The sequence below is a fragment of the Acidovorax sp. MR-S7 genome, from assembly GCF_000400995.2.
Classification (GTDB): Bacteria; Pseudomonadota; Gammaproteobacteria; order Burkholderiales; family Burkholderiaceae_C; genus MR-S7.
Map to the genome: position 1 here is coordinate 77,544 of NZ_DF238979.1, position 15,229 is coordinate 92,772.

At 68.9% G+C, this 15,229-nt stretch carries 14 protein-coding genes; 8 read left to right on the forward strand and 6 right to left on the reverse strand.

Translation table 11 applies throughout. The annotated features are described in order from the left end of the window. Window positions 1–5 precede the first annotated feature (5 nt). Genes AVS7_RS19240 through hisD form a run of 5 tightly spaced genes read right to left on the reverse strand, consistent with a single transcriptional unit; the run spans window position 6 to window position 5,160 of the window. A complete protein-coding gene (locus AVS7_RS19240; protein WP_020229690.1) occupies window positions 6–1,022 on the reverse strand; it encodes a tripartite tricarboxylate transporter substrate binding protein in 1,017 nt (338 codons plus the stop codon). A gap of 24 nt (window positions 1,023–1,046) precedes the next feature. After that, entirely contained in the window at window positions 1,047–2,042 is a 996-nt protein-coding gene (locus AVS7_RS19245; protein WP_020229691.1) for a tripartite tricarboxylate transporter substrate binding protein, read from the reverse strand. Window positions 2,043–2,063: 21 nt separating this feature from the next. Then, on the reverse strand, window positions 2,064–3,080 hold the full coding sequence (locus AVS7_RS19250) for a LacI family DNA-binding transcriptional regulator (protein WP_020229692.1): 1,017 nt from the start codon (window positions 3,078–3,080) through the stop codon (window positions 2,064–2,066). Continuing rightward, window positions 3,077–3,838: an SDR family NAD(P)-dependent oxidoreductase gene (locus AVS7_RS19255; RefSeq protein WP_020229693.1), complete on the reverse strand. Its 762-nt coding sequence runs from the start codon at window positions 3,836–3,838 to the stop codon at window positions 3,077–3,079. The genes AVS7_RS19250 and AVS7_RS19255 overlap by 4 nt, the downstream gene beginning before the upstream one ends. A 2-nt stretch (window positions 3,839–3,840) precedes the next feature. Then, entirely contained in the window at window positions 3,841–5,160 is a 1,320-nt protein-coding gene (gene hisD, locus AVS7_RS19260) for a histidinol dehydrogenase (RefSeq protein WP_020229694.1), read from the reverse strand. Window positions 5,161–5,326: 166 nt separating this feature from the next. Here hisD and AVS7_RS19265 point away from each other — a divergent pair, with 166 nt between their 5' ends. From AVS7_RS19265 to AVS7_RS19290, 6 genes are all read left to right on the forward strand, one after another. Further along, window positions 5,327–5,701, forward strand: a complete 375-nt coding sequence (locus AVS7_RS19265) for a DUF2946 family protein (protein WP_020229695.1) — start codon at window positions 5,327–5,329, stop codon at window positions 5,699–5,701. A 189-nt stretch (window positions 5,702–5,890) separates the two neighbouring features. Beyond that, window positions 5,891–7,078, forward strand: a complete 1,188-nt coding sequence (locus AVS7_RS19270) for a TolC family protein (protein WP_020229696.1) — start codon at window positions 5,891–5,893, stop codon at window positions 7,076–7,078. Between the two features lie 95 nt (window positions 7,079–7,173). Beyond that, a complete protein-coding gene (locus tag AVS7_RS19275) occupies window positions 7,174–7,722 on the forward strand; it encodes a hypothetical protein (RefSeq protein ID WP_020229697.1) in 549 nt (182 codons plus the stop codon). Beyond that, on the forward strand, window positions 7,719–8,831 hold the full coding sequence (locus AVS7_RS19280) for an efflux RND transporter periplasmic adaptor subunit (protein WP_020229698.1): 1,113 nt from the start codon (window positions 7,719–7,721) through the stop codon (window positions 8,829–8,831). Before AVS7_RS19275 ends, AVS7_RS19280 begins: the two co-directional genes overlap by 4 nt. Before the next feature lie 10 nt (window positions 8,832–8,841). Next, window positions 8,842–11,961, forward strand: a complete 3,120-nt coding sequence (locus AVS7_RS19285) for an efflux RND transporter permease subunit (protein ID WP_020229699.1) — start codon at window positions 8,842–8,844, stop codon at window positions 11,959–11,961. 44 nt (window positions 11,962–12,005) lie between these two features. Then, window positions 12,006–12,392 (forward strand): hypothetical protein, encoded by a 387-nt coding sequence (locus AVS7_RS19290; protein ID WP_020229700.1) that lies wholly within the window; start codon window positions 12,006–12,008, stop codon window positions 12,390–12,392. 15 nt (window positions 12,393–12,407) lie between these two features. Here the strand turns inward: AVS7_RS19290 and AVS7_RS19295 are convergent, their stop codons facing one another. Beyond that, window positions 12,408–13,349 carry a LysR substrate-binding domain-containing protein gene (locus AVS7_RS19295; RefSeq protein WP_159402793.1) on the reverse strand — a complete coding sequence of 314 codons (942 nt, stop codon included), beginning with the start codon at window positions 13,347–13,349 and terminating at the stop codon, window positions 12,408–12,410. A gap of 122 nt (window positions 13,350–13,471) precedes the next feature. Here AVS7_RS19295 and AVS7_RS19300 point away from each other — a divergent pair, with 122 nt between their 5' ends. Then, entirely contained in the window at window positions 13,472–14,608 is a 1,137-nt protein-coding gene (locus AVS7_RS19300) for an alanine racemase (protein WP_024001889.1), read from the forward strand. A gap of 18 nt (window positions 14,609–14,626) precedes the next feature. After that, window positions 14,627–15,205 (forward strand): tripartite tricarboxylate transporter substrate-binding protein, encoded by a 579-nt coding sequence (locus AVS7_RS19305; protein WP_020229703.1) that lies wholly within the window; start codon window positions 14,627–14,629, stop codon window positions 15,203–15,205. Window positions 15,206–15,229 lie beyond the last annotated feature (24 nt).

Sequence of the window (15,229 nt, forward strand, 5' to 3'; positions counted from 1 at the left end):
GCACCTCAATCGATGGTCAGGTTGTTGGCCTTGATCAGGTTCGAGAACTTGACAGTCTCCTCGCGGATGAACTGGCGGAAGGCATCCGCCGTCATCGGCCTGGGCGAGAAGCCTTGCGCGGCCATGCGCTCCTTCACTCCTGCGCTCTTGAGCACGGCGACCACCTCCTGGTTGAGGAAGGAAACGACGGGCGCCGGCGTGCCGGCGGGCGCCAGCAGGCCCAGCCAGGTGACGGCCTCGAAGCCGGGCACGCCGGCTTCGTCCAGGGTCGGCAGATCGGGCTGGAGGGGCGAGCGCTGGCGGCTGGTCACGGCAAGCGCCGTCGCCTGGCCGTTCTTCGCGAACGCCAGCGCCGTGGCCATGTTGTCGAACTGCATGTCGATCTGGTTGCCCGCCAGGTCCACCAGCGACTGACTGCTGCCTTTGTAGGGTACGTGCACGGCCTTGCCGCCGATGCGCTCGAGCATCATCAGCGTGGTCAGGTGCTGCGAGGTGCCGTTGCCGCTGGTGCCGTAGGACACGGCGTCCGGCTTGGCCTTGATGGCGGCCACCAGTTCCGGCACGTTGCGCGCGCCGGATTTCTTGCTGGCCAGCAGCACCAGCGGCGTGTCGGCCAGCTCCGTGATCGGAGCGAAATCCTTCTCGACGTCGTAGCTGATCTTCTTGAGCAGGTGGGGATTCACCGCCAGGGCCGTCTGCGTGCCCAGCAGCAGGGTATAACCGTCGGGCTTGGCGCGCGCGACATATTCCGTGCCGATGCCGCCGCCCGCCCCGGCCTTGTTGTCGACCACCACCGCCGTTCCCCAGCGCTTGCCGAGCTCATCCGCGATGAGCCGCCCGATGATGTCTGTGGCGCCTCCAGGGGCGAACGGGACCACGATCACGACGCGGCCGGTATGCGGATAGCCCTGCGGGCCGGCGGTCTGCGCCGCCGCGGCCACGGCGCCCAGGGATGCGCCGAGCACGGCAGCCTTGAACGCCCGCAGCAGGGGGCGGCGCGCGAGTTTGAACGAATCGAACATGGAGTGTCTCCTCAGGATTGCGGTTTATTCGGCCTGGATTCGCGCGTCGCGAATGACCTTTTCCCATTTGGCGATTTCGGCACGCTGGAAAGCGGCGAACGGCTCGGCGGTGCGCCCATCGGGCTCCACGCCCAGGTTGCGCAACCGCTCCTGCGTGTCGGGGCTGGCCACGATGGCGGCGATTTCCTTGCCGAGGCGCTCGACGATGGGCTTGGGCGTACCTGCCGGGGCGAACACGCCTTGCCAGGACTGCATCTCGAACCCGGTGACGCCGGCCTCGTCCAGGGAAGGCACGCCCGGCAGGCTGGGCACTGCTTTCTTCGAGGTGACGCCCAGCACCTTGACACGCTTGCCGTCGATCATGGGCCGCGCCGCGGCCACGGTTTCGAACACCATGTCGATCTGCCCACCCACGAGATCGACCATGGCCTGCGAGCCCCCCTTGTAGGAAATCTGGCGCAGCCGGGTGCCCGTGAGGCTTTGGTAGAGCTGCCCCGAGAGGTGCTGCGACGTGCCGGCACCCGCCGTTCCATAGGTCAGGCTTTCCGGTTTGGCCTTGAGCTCCGCCGTGATCTCCGCGACCGAATTGAAGCGGCTGCCGGCAGGCACGACCAGTACGTTGCTCACCATGCCCACCAGGTTGACGGGCGCGAAATCCTTGACCGGGTCGTAGCCCAGGTTGTCGTTGAAGAAAGGGTTGACCGCGTGCGTGGTGATGGTGCCGCCCATGAGGGTGTAGCCATCGGCCGGGGAGCGCGCGGCGGCCTGTGTGCCGACGATGCCCGAGACGCCCGGGCGGTTCTCGATCACCACCGGCTGGCCCAGGCGTTCGCCCAGTTTCTGGGCGATCAGGCGGGCCACGCCGTCCGAAACCCCACCGGTGGAAAACGGCACGATGTACTTGACGGGCTTGCTGGGCCAGTTGTCCGCCGAGGCCAGGCCAGGCAGGAATGCGAGCGTGGCGCAAGCCGCGGCCAGCGCGGCGCTCAGGGAACGGCGGCGCCGTTGATGGATGGACACGAAATTTTCTCCTTTGATTGATCAGACCGCGTGGGTCCGCACCGAATCGCGCTCGACGATGCGGCAGGGAACCACGACGTTGCGGGAATTCACATCGCCCTGCATCTGCTCATGCAGCAGATCCACGGTGGCGCTCACCATGTCCTCGACGCTTTGCACCACGGTGGTCAGGCGGTAGGAGCTCCACGCTGCCTGGGGCACGTCGTCGAAGCCGATGACCCCGACGTCCTGCGGTACGCGCAGGCCCAGCTCCAGGCGCAGCACGTCCATCGCGGCGATGGCCATGTGGTCGTTGGCAACGAACACCGCGTCGGGCGGCTGGCCGCTGCCGAACAGCTCGCGCGTGGCTTCCTGGGCGCCGCTGAAGCTGTAGTGGCCGACCGCCCGGCGGTACGGCGCATGGCCCGCCTCCTTCAACGCATCGCTGAAACCGCGCTCGCGCTCCTGATTCGTCGAGGAGTTCTCCAGGCCCGCCAGAAAAGCCGGGCGCCGGTAGCCCCGCTCCAGCAGCAGCTCCGCAACCATGCGCCCGCCCTTGTAGTTGTCCGAGGTCACGGAGCTGGTGCTGTGCCGCGCCAGCGCGCTCATGTCGGGCACGCGGTTGAACAGCACCACGGGCACGCCCGCGTCGGCGCAGGTCTTCGCCAGCGCGGTGGACAGCGTCGTCGAGGCCATGACGATGCCGTCCACCTGGTATTGCAGGATCTCGGTGAGCACGCCATCCGTTTCGTCGAGGTCGCTGATGAACATCAGCACGTGGTAGCCCTGCTTCTGCAGCTTCTGCGACAGCTTCTCGATCACCAGCGGATAGAACTGGTTTTCCAGGTAGCTCATCACCAGCGCGATGATCCGGCTGCGCCGCGTGATGAGGCTGCGCGCCAGCGCGTTGGGCCGGTAGCCCAGGGTCTGGGCCGCCAGCATGACCTTGCCGCGCGTTTCTTCCGACACGCTGGCGCCGGGCGTGAACGTGCGGCTCACCGCCGACTGCGACACCTGCGCGAGCCGGGCGACGTCCTGCGCCGTGACGTTGGCCTTCATGCCGCGGTCCAGCCGCCGTCGAGCATCAGCGCGCTACCGGTCACCAGGCTGGAGGCATCGCTGGCGAGAAAAACGAAAGCGCCCATCACCTCTTCCATCTGCCCGAGGCGACCCAGCGCGATGCGCTCCGTGACCCACTGGCGAAAGCCCGGCTCTTGGAACATGCGCGCCGTCATGTCGGTCTCGATGAAGGTCGGGCACACCGTGTTCACACGGATGCCCGCAGGGCCCAACTCCCACGCCAGCGCCTTGCCCATGCCCTCGACGGCATGCTTGCTCGCGCAGTACAGGGTGCGGCGCGGGCTGCCGACGTGCCCCATCTGCGACGACACGTTGATCACGCTGCCGCGGATGCCCTCTGCGGCCATGCGCCGCGTCACCGCGCGGGTGACGTAGAACGCGGCCTTCACGTTGAGGTCGAGCACTGCGTCGATGTCCTCGTTCTCCAGCTGCGCCAGCGGCTTGGGCCGGTTCATGCCGGCGTTGTTGACCAGCACGTGGTACGCGCCCTGTCCCGCCAGCCGCTCGTCCACGGCCCGCGCATCGGTCACGTCCAGCACCAGGTAGTCGCATTGGCCGCCCTCTGCGCGCAGGCGCTCGCAGGCATCGGCCAGTTCGTGTTCCGAGCGCGCAGCCAGGGTGACGGCGGCGCCCGCCTGCGCCAGGGCCGCCGCGGCCGCGAGGCCGATGCCGCGGCCCGCGCCCGTGACCAGGGCGCGTTTGCCGTCCAGCCTGAAGCTGGGGGTGCGCGGCAGCATGCTCATGCCTCGGCCGGCACGGGCTGGTACCAGGGCACCTCGGCGCGCGTGCCATAGCGGCGCACGCGCAGGTTGGCCTGCTCGCCGTGCCCCGCGAAGTTCTCCATGTGGCACAGGCGCGAGCAGTATTCGCCCATGAGCGCGCTGGCCTCGTCCGTCAGCACCTTCTGGTAGGTACAGGTCTTGAGGAACTTGCCCACCCACAGGCCGCCCGTGTAGCGGGCCGCCTTGTTCGTGGGCAGCGTGTGGTTGGTGCCGATGACCTTGTCGCCGAAGCTGACGTTGGTGCGCGGCCCGAGGAACAGCGCCCCGTAGTTGGTCATGCGCTGCAGGAAGTAGTCCGGGTCGCGCGTCATCACCTGCACGTGCTCGGAGGCCAGCTCGTCCGCCTTCGCCAGCATTTCCTCGTCGCTGTCGCAGACGATCACCTCGCCGTACTCCGCCCAGCTCTGCGCCGCGATCGCGGCCGTGGGCAGGATCTGGAGCTGGCGCTCCACCTCGGCCAGGGTCTCCCGGGCGAGCTTTTCGCTCGTCGTCAGCAGCACGGCGGGCGACGTCGGCCCGTGTTCGGCCTGGCCCAGCAGGTCCACGGCGCACATCTCGGCATCCACCGAATCGTCGGCGATCACCAGCGTCTCCGTCGGCCCCGCGAACAGGTCGATGCCCACGCGGCCGAACAGCTGCCGCTTGGCCTCGGCCACGAACATGTTGCCGGGACCGACCAGCATGTCCACCGGCGCGATGCTCTGCGTGCCTACCGCCATTGCCACCACGGCCTGCACGCCGCCGAGCACGAGGATCTCGTCCGCCCCCGCCATGGCCATGGCCGTGACGATGGCAGGATGCGGCTTGCCCTGGAACGGCGGCGCGGTGGACACCACACGCTTGACACCTGCCACCTTGGCCGTCAGCACGCTCATGTGCGCCGACGCGAGCAGGGGGTACTTGCCGCCCGGGATGTAGCAGCCCACCGCATTCACCGGGATGTGCTTGTGGCCGAGGACGACGCCGGGGTACGTCTCCACCTCCACGTCGCGCATCGAGTCGCGCTGGATCTGCGCGAAGTTGCGCACCTGCTTCTGGGCGAAGGCGATGTCCTCGATCTCGCGCGCGGACAGGCTCTTGCGCGCCGCTTCGATCTCCGCCTGGGACAGGCGGAAGTCCGCCGGGTCCCACTGGTCGAACTTGCGGCTGTATTCGCGCACGGCTTCGTCGCCTCGGCGTTCAATGTCCTGGATGATGCCTTCCACGGTGGCGCGCACCTTGGCATCGTCTTCGGCACGGATCTGCATGGCCTTGCCGCGTTTGAGGTATCTGATCATGAGGTTCTCTGGGTTGGGACGGGTTGCATACGAATGCAGCGTACTTTTGTCGCCTTGCAATCGTATGCAAATAGGGGTTTTCACCAAGAAAACCCTTGCAGCTTGACCTTGGAGTGGCTTCAAGGTTTGAAATAGCGCCTCCCTCGCTGCTGCTACACTTTTTTCGATGCGCCGCTGGCTCGCCATCCTGTTGCTCGTGCTCATGCCCGCCCAGGCCACCTGGGCGGTGGCGGCGGGCTATTGCGTCCACACACCGGGCGCGGCGGCCTCGGACCACCTCGGGCACCACGACCCCAGCGCGCACAGCCATGCCTCCGTGCTGGCGGATGCGCCGCAGGCCCAGGACGCCGGCAGCGATGCGGCGCCCCATGGGCACCATGACTGCGGGCACTGCCATGGGCAATGCGCGGGCCTGCTGATCGGGCTGGCGCCGCTGCGCCTGGAACGGATTCCCGGCCCGTCTGTCCAGCCCATCGACGACCCGTGGGCGGCCTTGGCGTCCGTCCGCCCCGAACGCCCCAAATGGGCTCCCCTCGCCTGACCGGCGAGGCGGGACCCTCCTTCTCCTCCATCCCGTTCGCGCCCGAGCGTGCAGCCCCTTCGCTGCCCGCCCGGCCGCTGCTTGCCGGTCTCCCGTGTCCCGTCCTCAACACTGGAGCATCGGATGTATCCGACAACACGAATACCGAACCCTCTTCGGCAAGCCCTGCTTGCCCTCACCCTGGCCGGCATGGGCGCCGGCGCTTATGCCCAGGCAACCCCAGCACCTGCCAGCCTGAAAGATGTCTATGAGACGGCCTGGGCACGCCAGCCCGAGGCACAGGCCCTGGCTGCGCGCCGGGATGCCGTGCAGGCGCAGCAGCGTGGCGCGGGCGCATGGACACCCGAGCCGCCCGCACTCGCAGTCGCGGCCAAGTCCGACCGGTTCACGCGCAATGATGGCGCGCGTGAACTCGAAGCCGCCATTGCCATTCCCCTGTGGCTGCCCGGCGAGCGGCGCAGTAGCGGCGCCTTGGCGGACAGCGAGGCCGCCGCCCTGGAAAGCCGCGTGGAGGCCGCGCGCCTGCGCCTAGCCGCCACGGTGCGCGAGGCCTGGTGGAACTGGCAGCGCGCACGCATCGATGCAGAGATGGCTCGCGGGCAATGGGACAACGCGCGCCGCATCGCTGCCGACGTCGCGCGGCGCGCCCAGGCCGGCGACCTGGCGCGGGCCGACCGGCACCAGGCCGACGGCGCCGTCGCCGCGGCCGAGGCCGCCGTGGCGCAGGCCGAGGCCGCAACGACGGCGGCACTCCAACAGCTGAAGGCGCTGACCGGAGGCGCGGCCTTCACAGCGCTTGCGGCCCCTGCCCCCGACGAGCCGGAACCTGCATCGGCAGACGCACCGCCGCACCCGGCGCTGACCGAGTTGCAGGACCGTGCCGCCGTGGCCGAGCGCGCCGCAGCGCTGGCGGCCACGCAATCGCGCGCCAACCCGGAGCTGACCCTGTCTACCACACGCGAGCGCGGGTCGTTCGACGAGCGCTACGGCCGCACCGTCACGCTGGGCATCCGCATCCCCCTGGGCACAGGGCCGCGCCACGACAGCCGCGTGGCGGCGGCGCGGGCCGACGCCATGGAAGCCCAGGCGCAGCTCGCGCTCGACCGGGCGCGGCTGCAATCCGAGGGCGAGGCCGCCGTCGCCCGCGTCCATGCCGCACGCGCCCAGCTCGCGGCCGCCGAACGCCGCGCCGCGCTGGCGCGCGAGACACGCGGCTTCTTCGACAAGTCCTTCCGCCTGGGCGAAACCGACCTGCCCACGCGCCTGCGCATCGAGAACGAAGCCTTCGATGCCGAGCGCCAGGCCGCGCGCAGCCGCATCGAGCTGGCCGCGGCCATTTCCACGTGGCGCCAAGCGCTGGGCCTGTTGCCGCAATGAGCGGCTGGATATGAATGAAATTGGCCTCCAGCGCTTATTCATAAAGCGCGAGCAGCTATCAAACAAGTAGCAAATCTCTTTTCGAAACCTCGACCATGAAACCCTCATCCCTGCTGGCGGTGCTCGGCATCGCCGCCCTCCTCCTGTCTCCGCTGGCGCGCGCCGGCGAAGGCCACGACCACGGCGACGCGGCCCCCGCCGCCACCGGCCCCGCGCTGCCGCGCTTTGCCGCCGTGTCGGAACTCTTCGAACTCGTCGGCGTGCTGAACGGCAAGCGCATCACGCTGTGGCTCGACCGCGCCGACGACAACGCGCCGGTGACCGGCGCGCGGATCGAACTCGACATCGCCGGCGAAAAACTCCAGGCCGAACCGCATGACGATGCCTATGAACTCGTGCTCGCTGCCGAGCCCGAGCCGGGCGTGCTGTCGATCACGGCGACAGTCACTGCGGGCAGCGACGTCGATCTGCTGGCCGGCGAACTCGACCTCCACGAGCACGCCCACGCCGACGCCACCGCACCCTCCAGGCCCTGGGCCCGCTATGCGGCCTGGGCCGCCGGCGCGGCTGCAGCGCTCGCGGTGCTGGTCGCCATCGGCCGCACGGCGGCCTCCCGCCAACACCGCGCAGGGGGTGCCGCATGACCGCGCGACGCATAGTTCTCACCCTGGCCGCCGCGCTGTCGCTGGGCATGCTCCCCTGCGCCTTCGCCGGCGAAGGCCACGACCATGGCGACACCCCCGCAGCGCCGAGCGCCAACGGCCCGCAACGCCTGCCCGATGGCAGCGTGTTCCTGCCCAAGCCCGCGCAGCGGCAGCTCGGCGTGCGCACCCTGCGCGCCGAGGAAGGCGCGCTGCCACGCGCGCTCGAACTGAACGGCAAGGTGGCCATGGACCCCAACGCGGGGGGCAAGGTCCAGCCTACAAGCGCCGGCCGCATCGAACCGGGTCCGCGCGGGCTGCCGAACCCCGGCCAGGCAGTGCGCAAGGGCGAGGTGCTGGCCTATGTCGTCCCGTCGGCCGCCCCCATCGAGCGCTCGAACCAGGCCGCGCAACTGGCCGAGCTGCGTGCCGCCAAGGGCCTGGCCGACAAGCGCGCCGCACGCCTGCAGGAACTGGCAGACACCGTGCCGCGCAAGGACATCGAGGCGGCCGAGAGCGAGGCCCGCAGCCTGGCCGAGCGCATCGCCGCCGTCGGCGCCGGACTCTCCACCCGCGAGGCCCTGGTGGCGCCCGTCTCCGGCGTGATCGCCTCGGCCAACGCAGTGGCCGGCCAGGTGGTCGACGCCCGCGAGCTCCTCTTCGAGGTCATCGACCCGGCGCGGCTGCGCATCGAGGCGCTCGCTTTCGACCCGTCGGTCGGCGCGGATATCGGCAGCGCCACGCTGGCCATCGGCCAGGAGCGCGTGCCGCTGGCCTTCATCGGCGCCGCGCGCAGCCTGCGCGAGCAGGCGCTACCGCTCGCCTTCCGCGCCGAAGGACCCGCGCTGTCGGCGCTGGCCGTGGGCCAGCCGGTGCGCGTCTTCGTGCAGAGCAAGGCCACGGTCCAGGGCATCGCGGTGCCCGTGGCCGCGCTGATGAAGAACCCGGCGAACCAGACCATCGTCTGGGTGAAGACCGCGCCGGAGCGCTTCGAGCCGCGCCCCGTGACGGCCGAGCCGCTGGACGGCGTAAACGCGGCGGTCACGTCGGGCCTCGCGGCCGGCGACCGGGTGGCCACGCAAGGGGCCACGCTGATCAACCAGGTGCGCTGAAGGAGCCCGCATGTTCAAGTGGCTTCTCGACAACAGCCTGGCCAACCGGCTGCTGGTGATCATCGCCAGCGTCGTGCTGATGGCCTACGGTGCCTTCACACTGTCCCGCACGCCGGTGGACGTGTTCCCCGACCTCAACAAGCCCACGGTCACCATCATGACCGAGGCCGGCGGCATGGCCGCCGAGGAGGTGGAGCAGCTCATCACCTTCCCGCTGGAGACGACCATGAACGGGCTGCCCGGCGTCGAGTCGGTGCGCTCGACCTCGTCGGCCGGCCTGTCCTTCCTCTACGTCACCTTCGGCTGGAGCACCGACATCTTCCGTGCCCGCCAGCTCGTCTCCGAGCGGCTGGCCTCGATGGAGGAAGGCCTGGCCGAAGGCGTCGTGCCGCGCATGGGGCCCATCAGTTCCATCATGGGCGAGATCATGCAGATCGCCATTCCGGTCGACCCGCAGAAGATCAGCCCCATGGCCGTGCGCGAGTACGCCGACTGGGTGCTGCGCCCCCGGCTCCTGTCGGTGCCGGGCGTAGCGCAGGTGATTCCCATCGGTGGCGAGGTGCGGCAGTTCCAGGTGCAGCCGGACACGGCACGCATGGCCGACCTGGGCATCTCGCACGAGCAGCTCGCCGCGGCGCTCAAGGGCTTTTCGGCCAACACTTCGGGGGGATTCCTGGAGCTGAACGGGCGCGAATACCTGATCCGCCACATCGGCCGCACGTCGCGCCTGGAGGACCTGAAAAACCTCGCGCTCACCGCCCGCCAGGGGCAGCCCATCGTGCTGCGCCAGATCGCCGAAGTGACTTTCGCCGCCGCCATCAAGCGCGGCGACGCGGGCTTCGAGGGCAAGCCGGCCGTGATCCTGGGCGTTCAGAAGCAGCCCACGGCCGACACCATCGCCCTGACCACGGCCATCGAGGACGCGCTGGCCGGGCTGCAGGGCTCGCTGCCCGCAGGCATGGAGGCGCCGCGCGTCACCTTCCGCCAGGCCAGCTTCATCGAAGCATCGATCACCACGCTGCAGGGCAAGCTGATCGGCGCCTCGGTGTTCGTCGCGGCGATCCTGTTCTTCTTCCTCGGCACGCTGCGGCCCACCATCATCGCGCTGACGGCCATCCCCGTGTCGATCTTCATCACCGCGCTGGTCTTCCGCTGGTTCGACCTGTCGATCAACACCATGACGCTGGGCGGCCTGGCGATTGCCATCGGCGGGCTGGTGGACGATGCGGTCGTCGGCGTGGAGAACGTGCTGCGCCGCCTGAAGGAAGACCGCGCCAGGCACCCTGGCAAGCGGCTGCATCCGCTCGAAGTGGTGGGCCGCGCGACGATGGAGGTGCGCTCGGCCATCCTCTATGCCACGGTGATCATCGTGCTGGTCTTCATCCCGCTGTTCGCGCTGCCCGGGCTGGAGGGCAAGCTGTTCGTGCCGCTGGGCATCGCCTTCATCGTCTCGACGCTGGCCTCGCTGGTGGTGTCGGTGACGGTCACGCCGGTGCTGAGCTTCTTTCTGCTGCCCCGCATGAAGCACCTGGACCATGGCGACACCCGGGTGCTCGCCTGGCTGAAGGCGCGCTACCGGGGCGGTCTGGAGGCCGTGCTGGAGCGGCCCCGGGCCGCGCTCGCCGCCGCGGCCATCGCGGTCGTGGCGGCCACGGCGGCGGTGCCCTTCTTCCCGACGACCTTCCTGCCGCCGTTCAACGAAGGCACGCTGCTGATCGGCCTGCGGTTGAATCCGGGCGTCACCCTGCCGGAGAGCTCCGCGGTGGCGCGCCAGGCCGAGGTGCTGGTGCGCCAGGTGCCCGAGGTCACGCACGTGGGGCGGCGCAGCGGCCGCGCCGAGCTGGACGAACATGCCGAGGGCGTGCACGTGAGCGAACTCGACGTCGGCCTGAAGCCCACCGCCGAACTCACGCGCAGCATGGACGAGGTGCGGGCCGATATCCGCGCACGCCTGGCCAACCTGCCGGCCGCCATCGAGATCGGGCAGCCGATCTCGCACCGGATCGACCACATGCTCTCGGGCGTGCGCTCGCAGATCGCGATCAAGATCTTCGGGGAGGACCTGGACGCGCTGCGCGGGCAGGCCGAGGCGCTGCGGCAGCGGCTGGCGGCGATTCCCGGCATCGCCGACCTGCAGGTCGAAAAGCAGGTGCTGGCGCCGCAGATCAAGGTGCACATCGACTACGCCGCGGCCGCACGGTACGGCGTGCCCGCGCCGCAGGTGCTGGCCACGCTGCAGAGCCTGGTCGAGGGCGAGAAGATCGCGCAGGTCGTCGAAGGAGGCCGGCGCTTCGCGCTGGTGGTGAAGCTGCCCGAGGCGGCGCGGTCGATCGAGGGCTTGCGCCAGATCCTGATCGAAACACCGACGGGCCACATCCCGCTCTCGAAGGTCGCGACGATCGAGGACGGCGACGGCCCCAACCAGATCAGCCGCGACGATGGCAAGCGCCGCATCGTGCTGTCGGCCAACGCTTCGGGCCGCGCGCTGTCGGAGGTCGTTGCGGACATCCGCCGGGCCGTCGTCGGAACCCCGCTGCCCGAGGGAACCTTCATCACGCTGGGCGGACAGTTCCAGGCGCAGGAGGAAGCCGCGCGGCTCGTCGGCCTGCTGTCCATCGTGTCGCTGGCGCTGATGTTCGTGGTGCTGTACAGCCGCTACCAATCCACCACGCTCTCGGCCCTGATCATGGTGAACATCCCGCTGGCCCTGGTCGGCGCGGTGATCGGCCTCGCGCTGTCGGGCCAGCCGCTGTCGGTGGCCGCGCTCGTGGGCTTCATCACGCTGGCGGGCATCTCGGTGCGCAACGGCATCCTCAAGGTCAGCCACTACATCAACCTGATGCGCTTCGAGGGCGAGCGCTTCGACCGGAAGATGATCCTGCGCGGTTCCCTGGAGCGCCTCTCCCCGGTGCTGATGACGGCGCTGGTTACTGCCTTCGCGCTGGCGCCGCTGCTGTTCGAGGCCGAGCAGCCCGGCACCGAGGTGCTGCACCCGGTGGCCGTGGTGATCTTCTCCGGCCTGATCAGCTCAACGCTGCTCGACACCTTCCTCACACCTGCCATGTTCTGGCTGTTCGGCCGCAAGGATGCCGAGCGGCTGGAGAACGACAAGGACGCCGAGGCGCTGTGATTTCCCCAATGCCCGTTTTTTCCATCCATCCGAAAGGAAACACCATGAAGACGCATGCTGCTGTCGCTGCCATCACCCTGACTCTCGCCAGCGCGGCTTTCGCCGCGGGCGGCAAGCACGACCATGCCCACGGACACCAGCCGATGCACGGCGGCGTCGTGGTCGAGGTCAAGGACGTGGACTACGAACTCGTCGCCCGGCCCGACACGATCCAGCTCTATGTGCGCGATCACGGCAACCCTGCCGATGTCTCGCAGGCCCGCGCGAAAGTCACGCTGCTGACCGGCACCGACAAGCAGGAGGTCGATCTCCAGCCGGCTGGCGACAGGCTGCAGGCCACCGGAAGCTTCAAGGTGGGGCCCGGCACCAAGGCCGTGGCGGTCGTCACGGTCCATGGCAAGGCCGCTACCGCGCGCTTCACCATGAAGTAAGCGCCGAAGGCCACCCTATCGCGGCGGGAACTGCACGGCCGCATCGGCAAACTCGCGCGCATCGGCCTGCAGCCAGGCGATGAGCGCCTCGACCGGCCCGCGTGCGGCAGTCTCTTCGCGGCAGAGGAAGTAGTACTCGCCCGCACTGGGCACGTTCGACGCGAAAGGGCAGAACAGATCGGACAGTGGATCGAGGCTGCGCAGGAAAAGCGTGGGCACCAATGCCACCCCGCGCCCGGCGCGCGCCGCCTCCAAGGTCATGAAGAAGTGCCCGAAGTCGCTCGTCGCCACCTTGGCAGGCAGCGTCTCGCCGCGCGAACGGAACCAGTCGCTCCATGCAGTGGGACGGGGGGCCACGGAAAGCAAGGTGAATTGGCAGAGGTCGGCGGGCGAGTGCAACGCACCTGGCGCGATCAAGCGGCGGCTGACCACCGGCGTGAGGACCTCGTCCCAGAGCTGGAACGCCGCGACGCCGTTCCAGCTGCGCACCAGCTCATGCGGGATGCGCGGCTGGTTGCGCAGATAGCGCTTGCCCGGGAACGGGCCGAGCCGGATCGCAGCGTCGAATTCATCGCTTTGGAAATCCGCGGGCGCGGTCGATGTCAGCACCCGCACCTCGATATCCGGCCACGCCGCCGAGAACGCAGGCAGCCGCGGCAGCACGTACTCAAAAGCCAGCGATTGCGTGATGCTGATCTTGAGCGTGCAGCGGCCTCCGGATTCCCGTCCGCGGCGGGTTGCCGTTTCGAGAATATCGAGGCTTTGCTGTGCCGCCCGGAAGAAATCCTCTCCCTGCGGGGTGAGCGCCACGCTGCGCGTAAGGCGCACGAAGAGCCGGTAGCCGAGGAAGTCCTCCAGCAGCCGGACCTGGCGGCTGACGGCGCTCTGCGTCACATGCAAGTCCTGTGCAGCCAGTGAGAAGCTGAGGCGCCGCGCTGCCGCCTCGAAGGCGCGCACGGCCAATAGCGGTGGAAGAAGCTCACGGCTGGAACTGCGCGGCATACGCATGATTTTAAGTCATGCATACAGCCCAAAATCATCGTTTGTCAGCACGCAGCCGCAGGGCGACAGTGCGGGCCATGCTCCATCGGCCCAACGTTTTCCAAATAGATCTGCGCGCGGTTGCGGCCTGTACCCGCGAAATCCGCACCGTCATCGGCCGGGGCCGCCCTTTCATCGCGACCTTGAAGGCCGGCGGATACGGCTACGGGGTCTTGCCCGTGGCACTGACGGTGCTGGAGAACGGCGCCGACGCGCTCTCGATGTCCAGCCTGCACGACGCGGTCGCCCTGCGCGAAGCGGGCATCAAAGCGCCGATCCTGGTGTACGCAGGTACTCTGGCGGACGCAGACAGCGTCGCGGTCCACGAGGAATATTCGCTGATGCCTTCGTTGCACGACGAGGCCTCCTTCGCCGGTTTCGCACAGCACCTGAAGGCCCGGGTGCGCGTTGCCGTGAAGGTCGACATCGGGCCCGAGCGCATCGGCGTGCCTCTGTCGCAGGCGCGTGAATTCATCCGGCGGGTGCATGCGCATCCACGGATGGAATTGTTTGCGGTGCATGCGCACCCGAACGTGCAGCACGGCGACGGGGAAGGCGTGCGCGAGTGCATGCAATGGCAATACGACCGCTTCGTCGGGTTGCACCAGGAACTGCGGGCCGATGGCATCGACGTGCCGTGGTTCGCGCTCGCGAGTTCGAAGGTGCTGCGGATGCCCGGCGCGTCCATGGCGCTCAGCGCGGTGGACCCCGGCGCCGCATTGTTCTCCTCCCTGTCGGGAGGGCCGGCGCAGGCCTTCGCCCAGTTGCGCACCCGCCTTCTCGCCGTGCGGACCGTCGAGCGCACCGAGCACCTGCAACAGGCAGCCTTCCCGATGCGCCAGGGCATGCGGGTCGGCGTGCTGCCCATCGGTTACTCGGATGGCATGCATCGCGTCCATGCTGCAAGCGTGCTGGTGCGCGGCCAGCGGGCGCCTGTCCTCGGCAAGCCCGCGCTCGAATACACGCGCATCGACCTCAGCAGCCTGCCTGATGCGCAGGTGGGGGACGAGGTAGTGATCATTGGCCGGCAGGAGGGCGCCGTGATCTCCCCGGAAGAGGCTTGCGCCTTCCAGCGTGCCGCCCGTGTCATCGATCTGGCGCTGCAGCTCGGGCCCACCGTGGAGCGTGAGTACATCGGCGCCTGCGGGTCTCCGCTTTCCTTTTCTCAACCCTAGATCGCAGGAGCTGTGAACATGCCCTCCATTTCCCGCCGCCACTTCGTCGCCCTGGCCGCCGCGCACGCCGCTGGCGCCACGAGTGGTTCCGCATTCGCAAACGGTTTTCCCAACCGTCCCATCCGGCTGATCGTGCCGTACGCGGCGGGTGGGGGTGCCGACATGGTTGCCCGGACCATCGCACAGCGCCTGACCGAGACGTTGGGATGGTCGGTCGTGGTCGACAACAAAGCCGGCGCGAACGGCTTGATCGGTTCCGACGCGGTGGCCAAGGGCCCTGCGGACGGCTATACCCTCCTGCTCACCGATGCCGCATTTGCGACCAATCCCGCGGTGCAGCCCAAGATTCCGTTCGACCCGATCAAGGACTTCGCGCCCATCACCCTCGTCGGCTCGTCGCCCCAACTGCTTGTGGCCCACCCCTCCTTCCCGGCCGACTCGCTGAAGGACATGCTCGCGCTGCCGCGCGACCAGGTGCGCAATGCCGGAGTGGGCACCACCGGCGCTGGGTCGGTGGCGCATCTGCTGCTGGAAACGCTGAAGCTGAAGGGAACCTCTCAAAACCCCACTGATCCCTCGTTGATCGACAAGACCTGAGCCATCCCCCTGCCATGATCACGC

Coding starts and splice junctions, on each gene's coding strand:
- AVS7_RS19240 (WP_020229690.1), bottom strand. CDS start 1,022: ATGTTCGATTCGTTCAAACTCGCGCGCCGCCCCCTGCTGCGGGCGTTC.
- AVS7_RS19250 (WP_020229692.1), bottom strand. CDS start 3,080: ATGAAGGCCAACGTCACGGCGCAGGACGTCGCCCGGCTCGCGCAGGTG.
- AVS7_RS19255 (WP_020229693.1), bottom strand. CDS start 3,838: ATGCTGCCGCGCACCCCCAGCTTCAGGCTGGACGGCAAACGCGCCCTG.
- hisD (WP_020229694.1), bottom strand. CDS start 5,160: ATGATCAGATACCTCAAACGCGGCAAGGCCATGCAGATCCGTGCCGAA.
- AVS7_RS19265 (WP_020229695.1), top strand. CDS start 5,327: ATGCGCCGCTGGCTCGCCATCCTGTTGCTCGTGCTCATGCCCGCCCAG.
- AVS7_RS19270 (WP_020229696.1), top strand. CDS start 5,891: ATGGGCGCCGGCGCTTATGCCCAGGCAACCCCAGCACCTGCCAGCCTG.
- AVS7_RS19275 (WP_020229697.1), top strand. CDS start 7,174: ATGAAACCCTCATCCCTGCTGGCGGTGCTCGGCATCGCCGCCCTCCTC.
- AVS7_RS19280 (WP_020229698.1), top strand. CDS start 7,719: ATGACCGCGCGACGCATAGTTCTCACCCTGGCCGCCGCGCTGTCGCTG.
- AVS7_RS19285 (WP_020229699.1), top strand. CDS start 8,842: ATGTTCAAGTGGCTTCTCGACAACAGCCTGGCCAACCGGCTGCTGGTG.
- AVS7_RS19290 (WP_020229700.1), top strand. CDS start 12,006: ATGAAGACGCATGCTGCTGTCGCTGCCATCACCCTGACTCTCGCCAGC.
- AVS7_RS19300 (WP_024001889.1), top strand. CDS start 13,472: ATGCTCCATCGGCCCAACGTTTTCCAAATAGATCTGCGCGCGGTTGCG.
- AVS7_RS19305 (WP_020229703.1), top strand. CDS start 14,627: ATGCCCTCCATTTCCCGCCGCCACTTCGTCGCCCTGGCCGCCGCGCAC.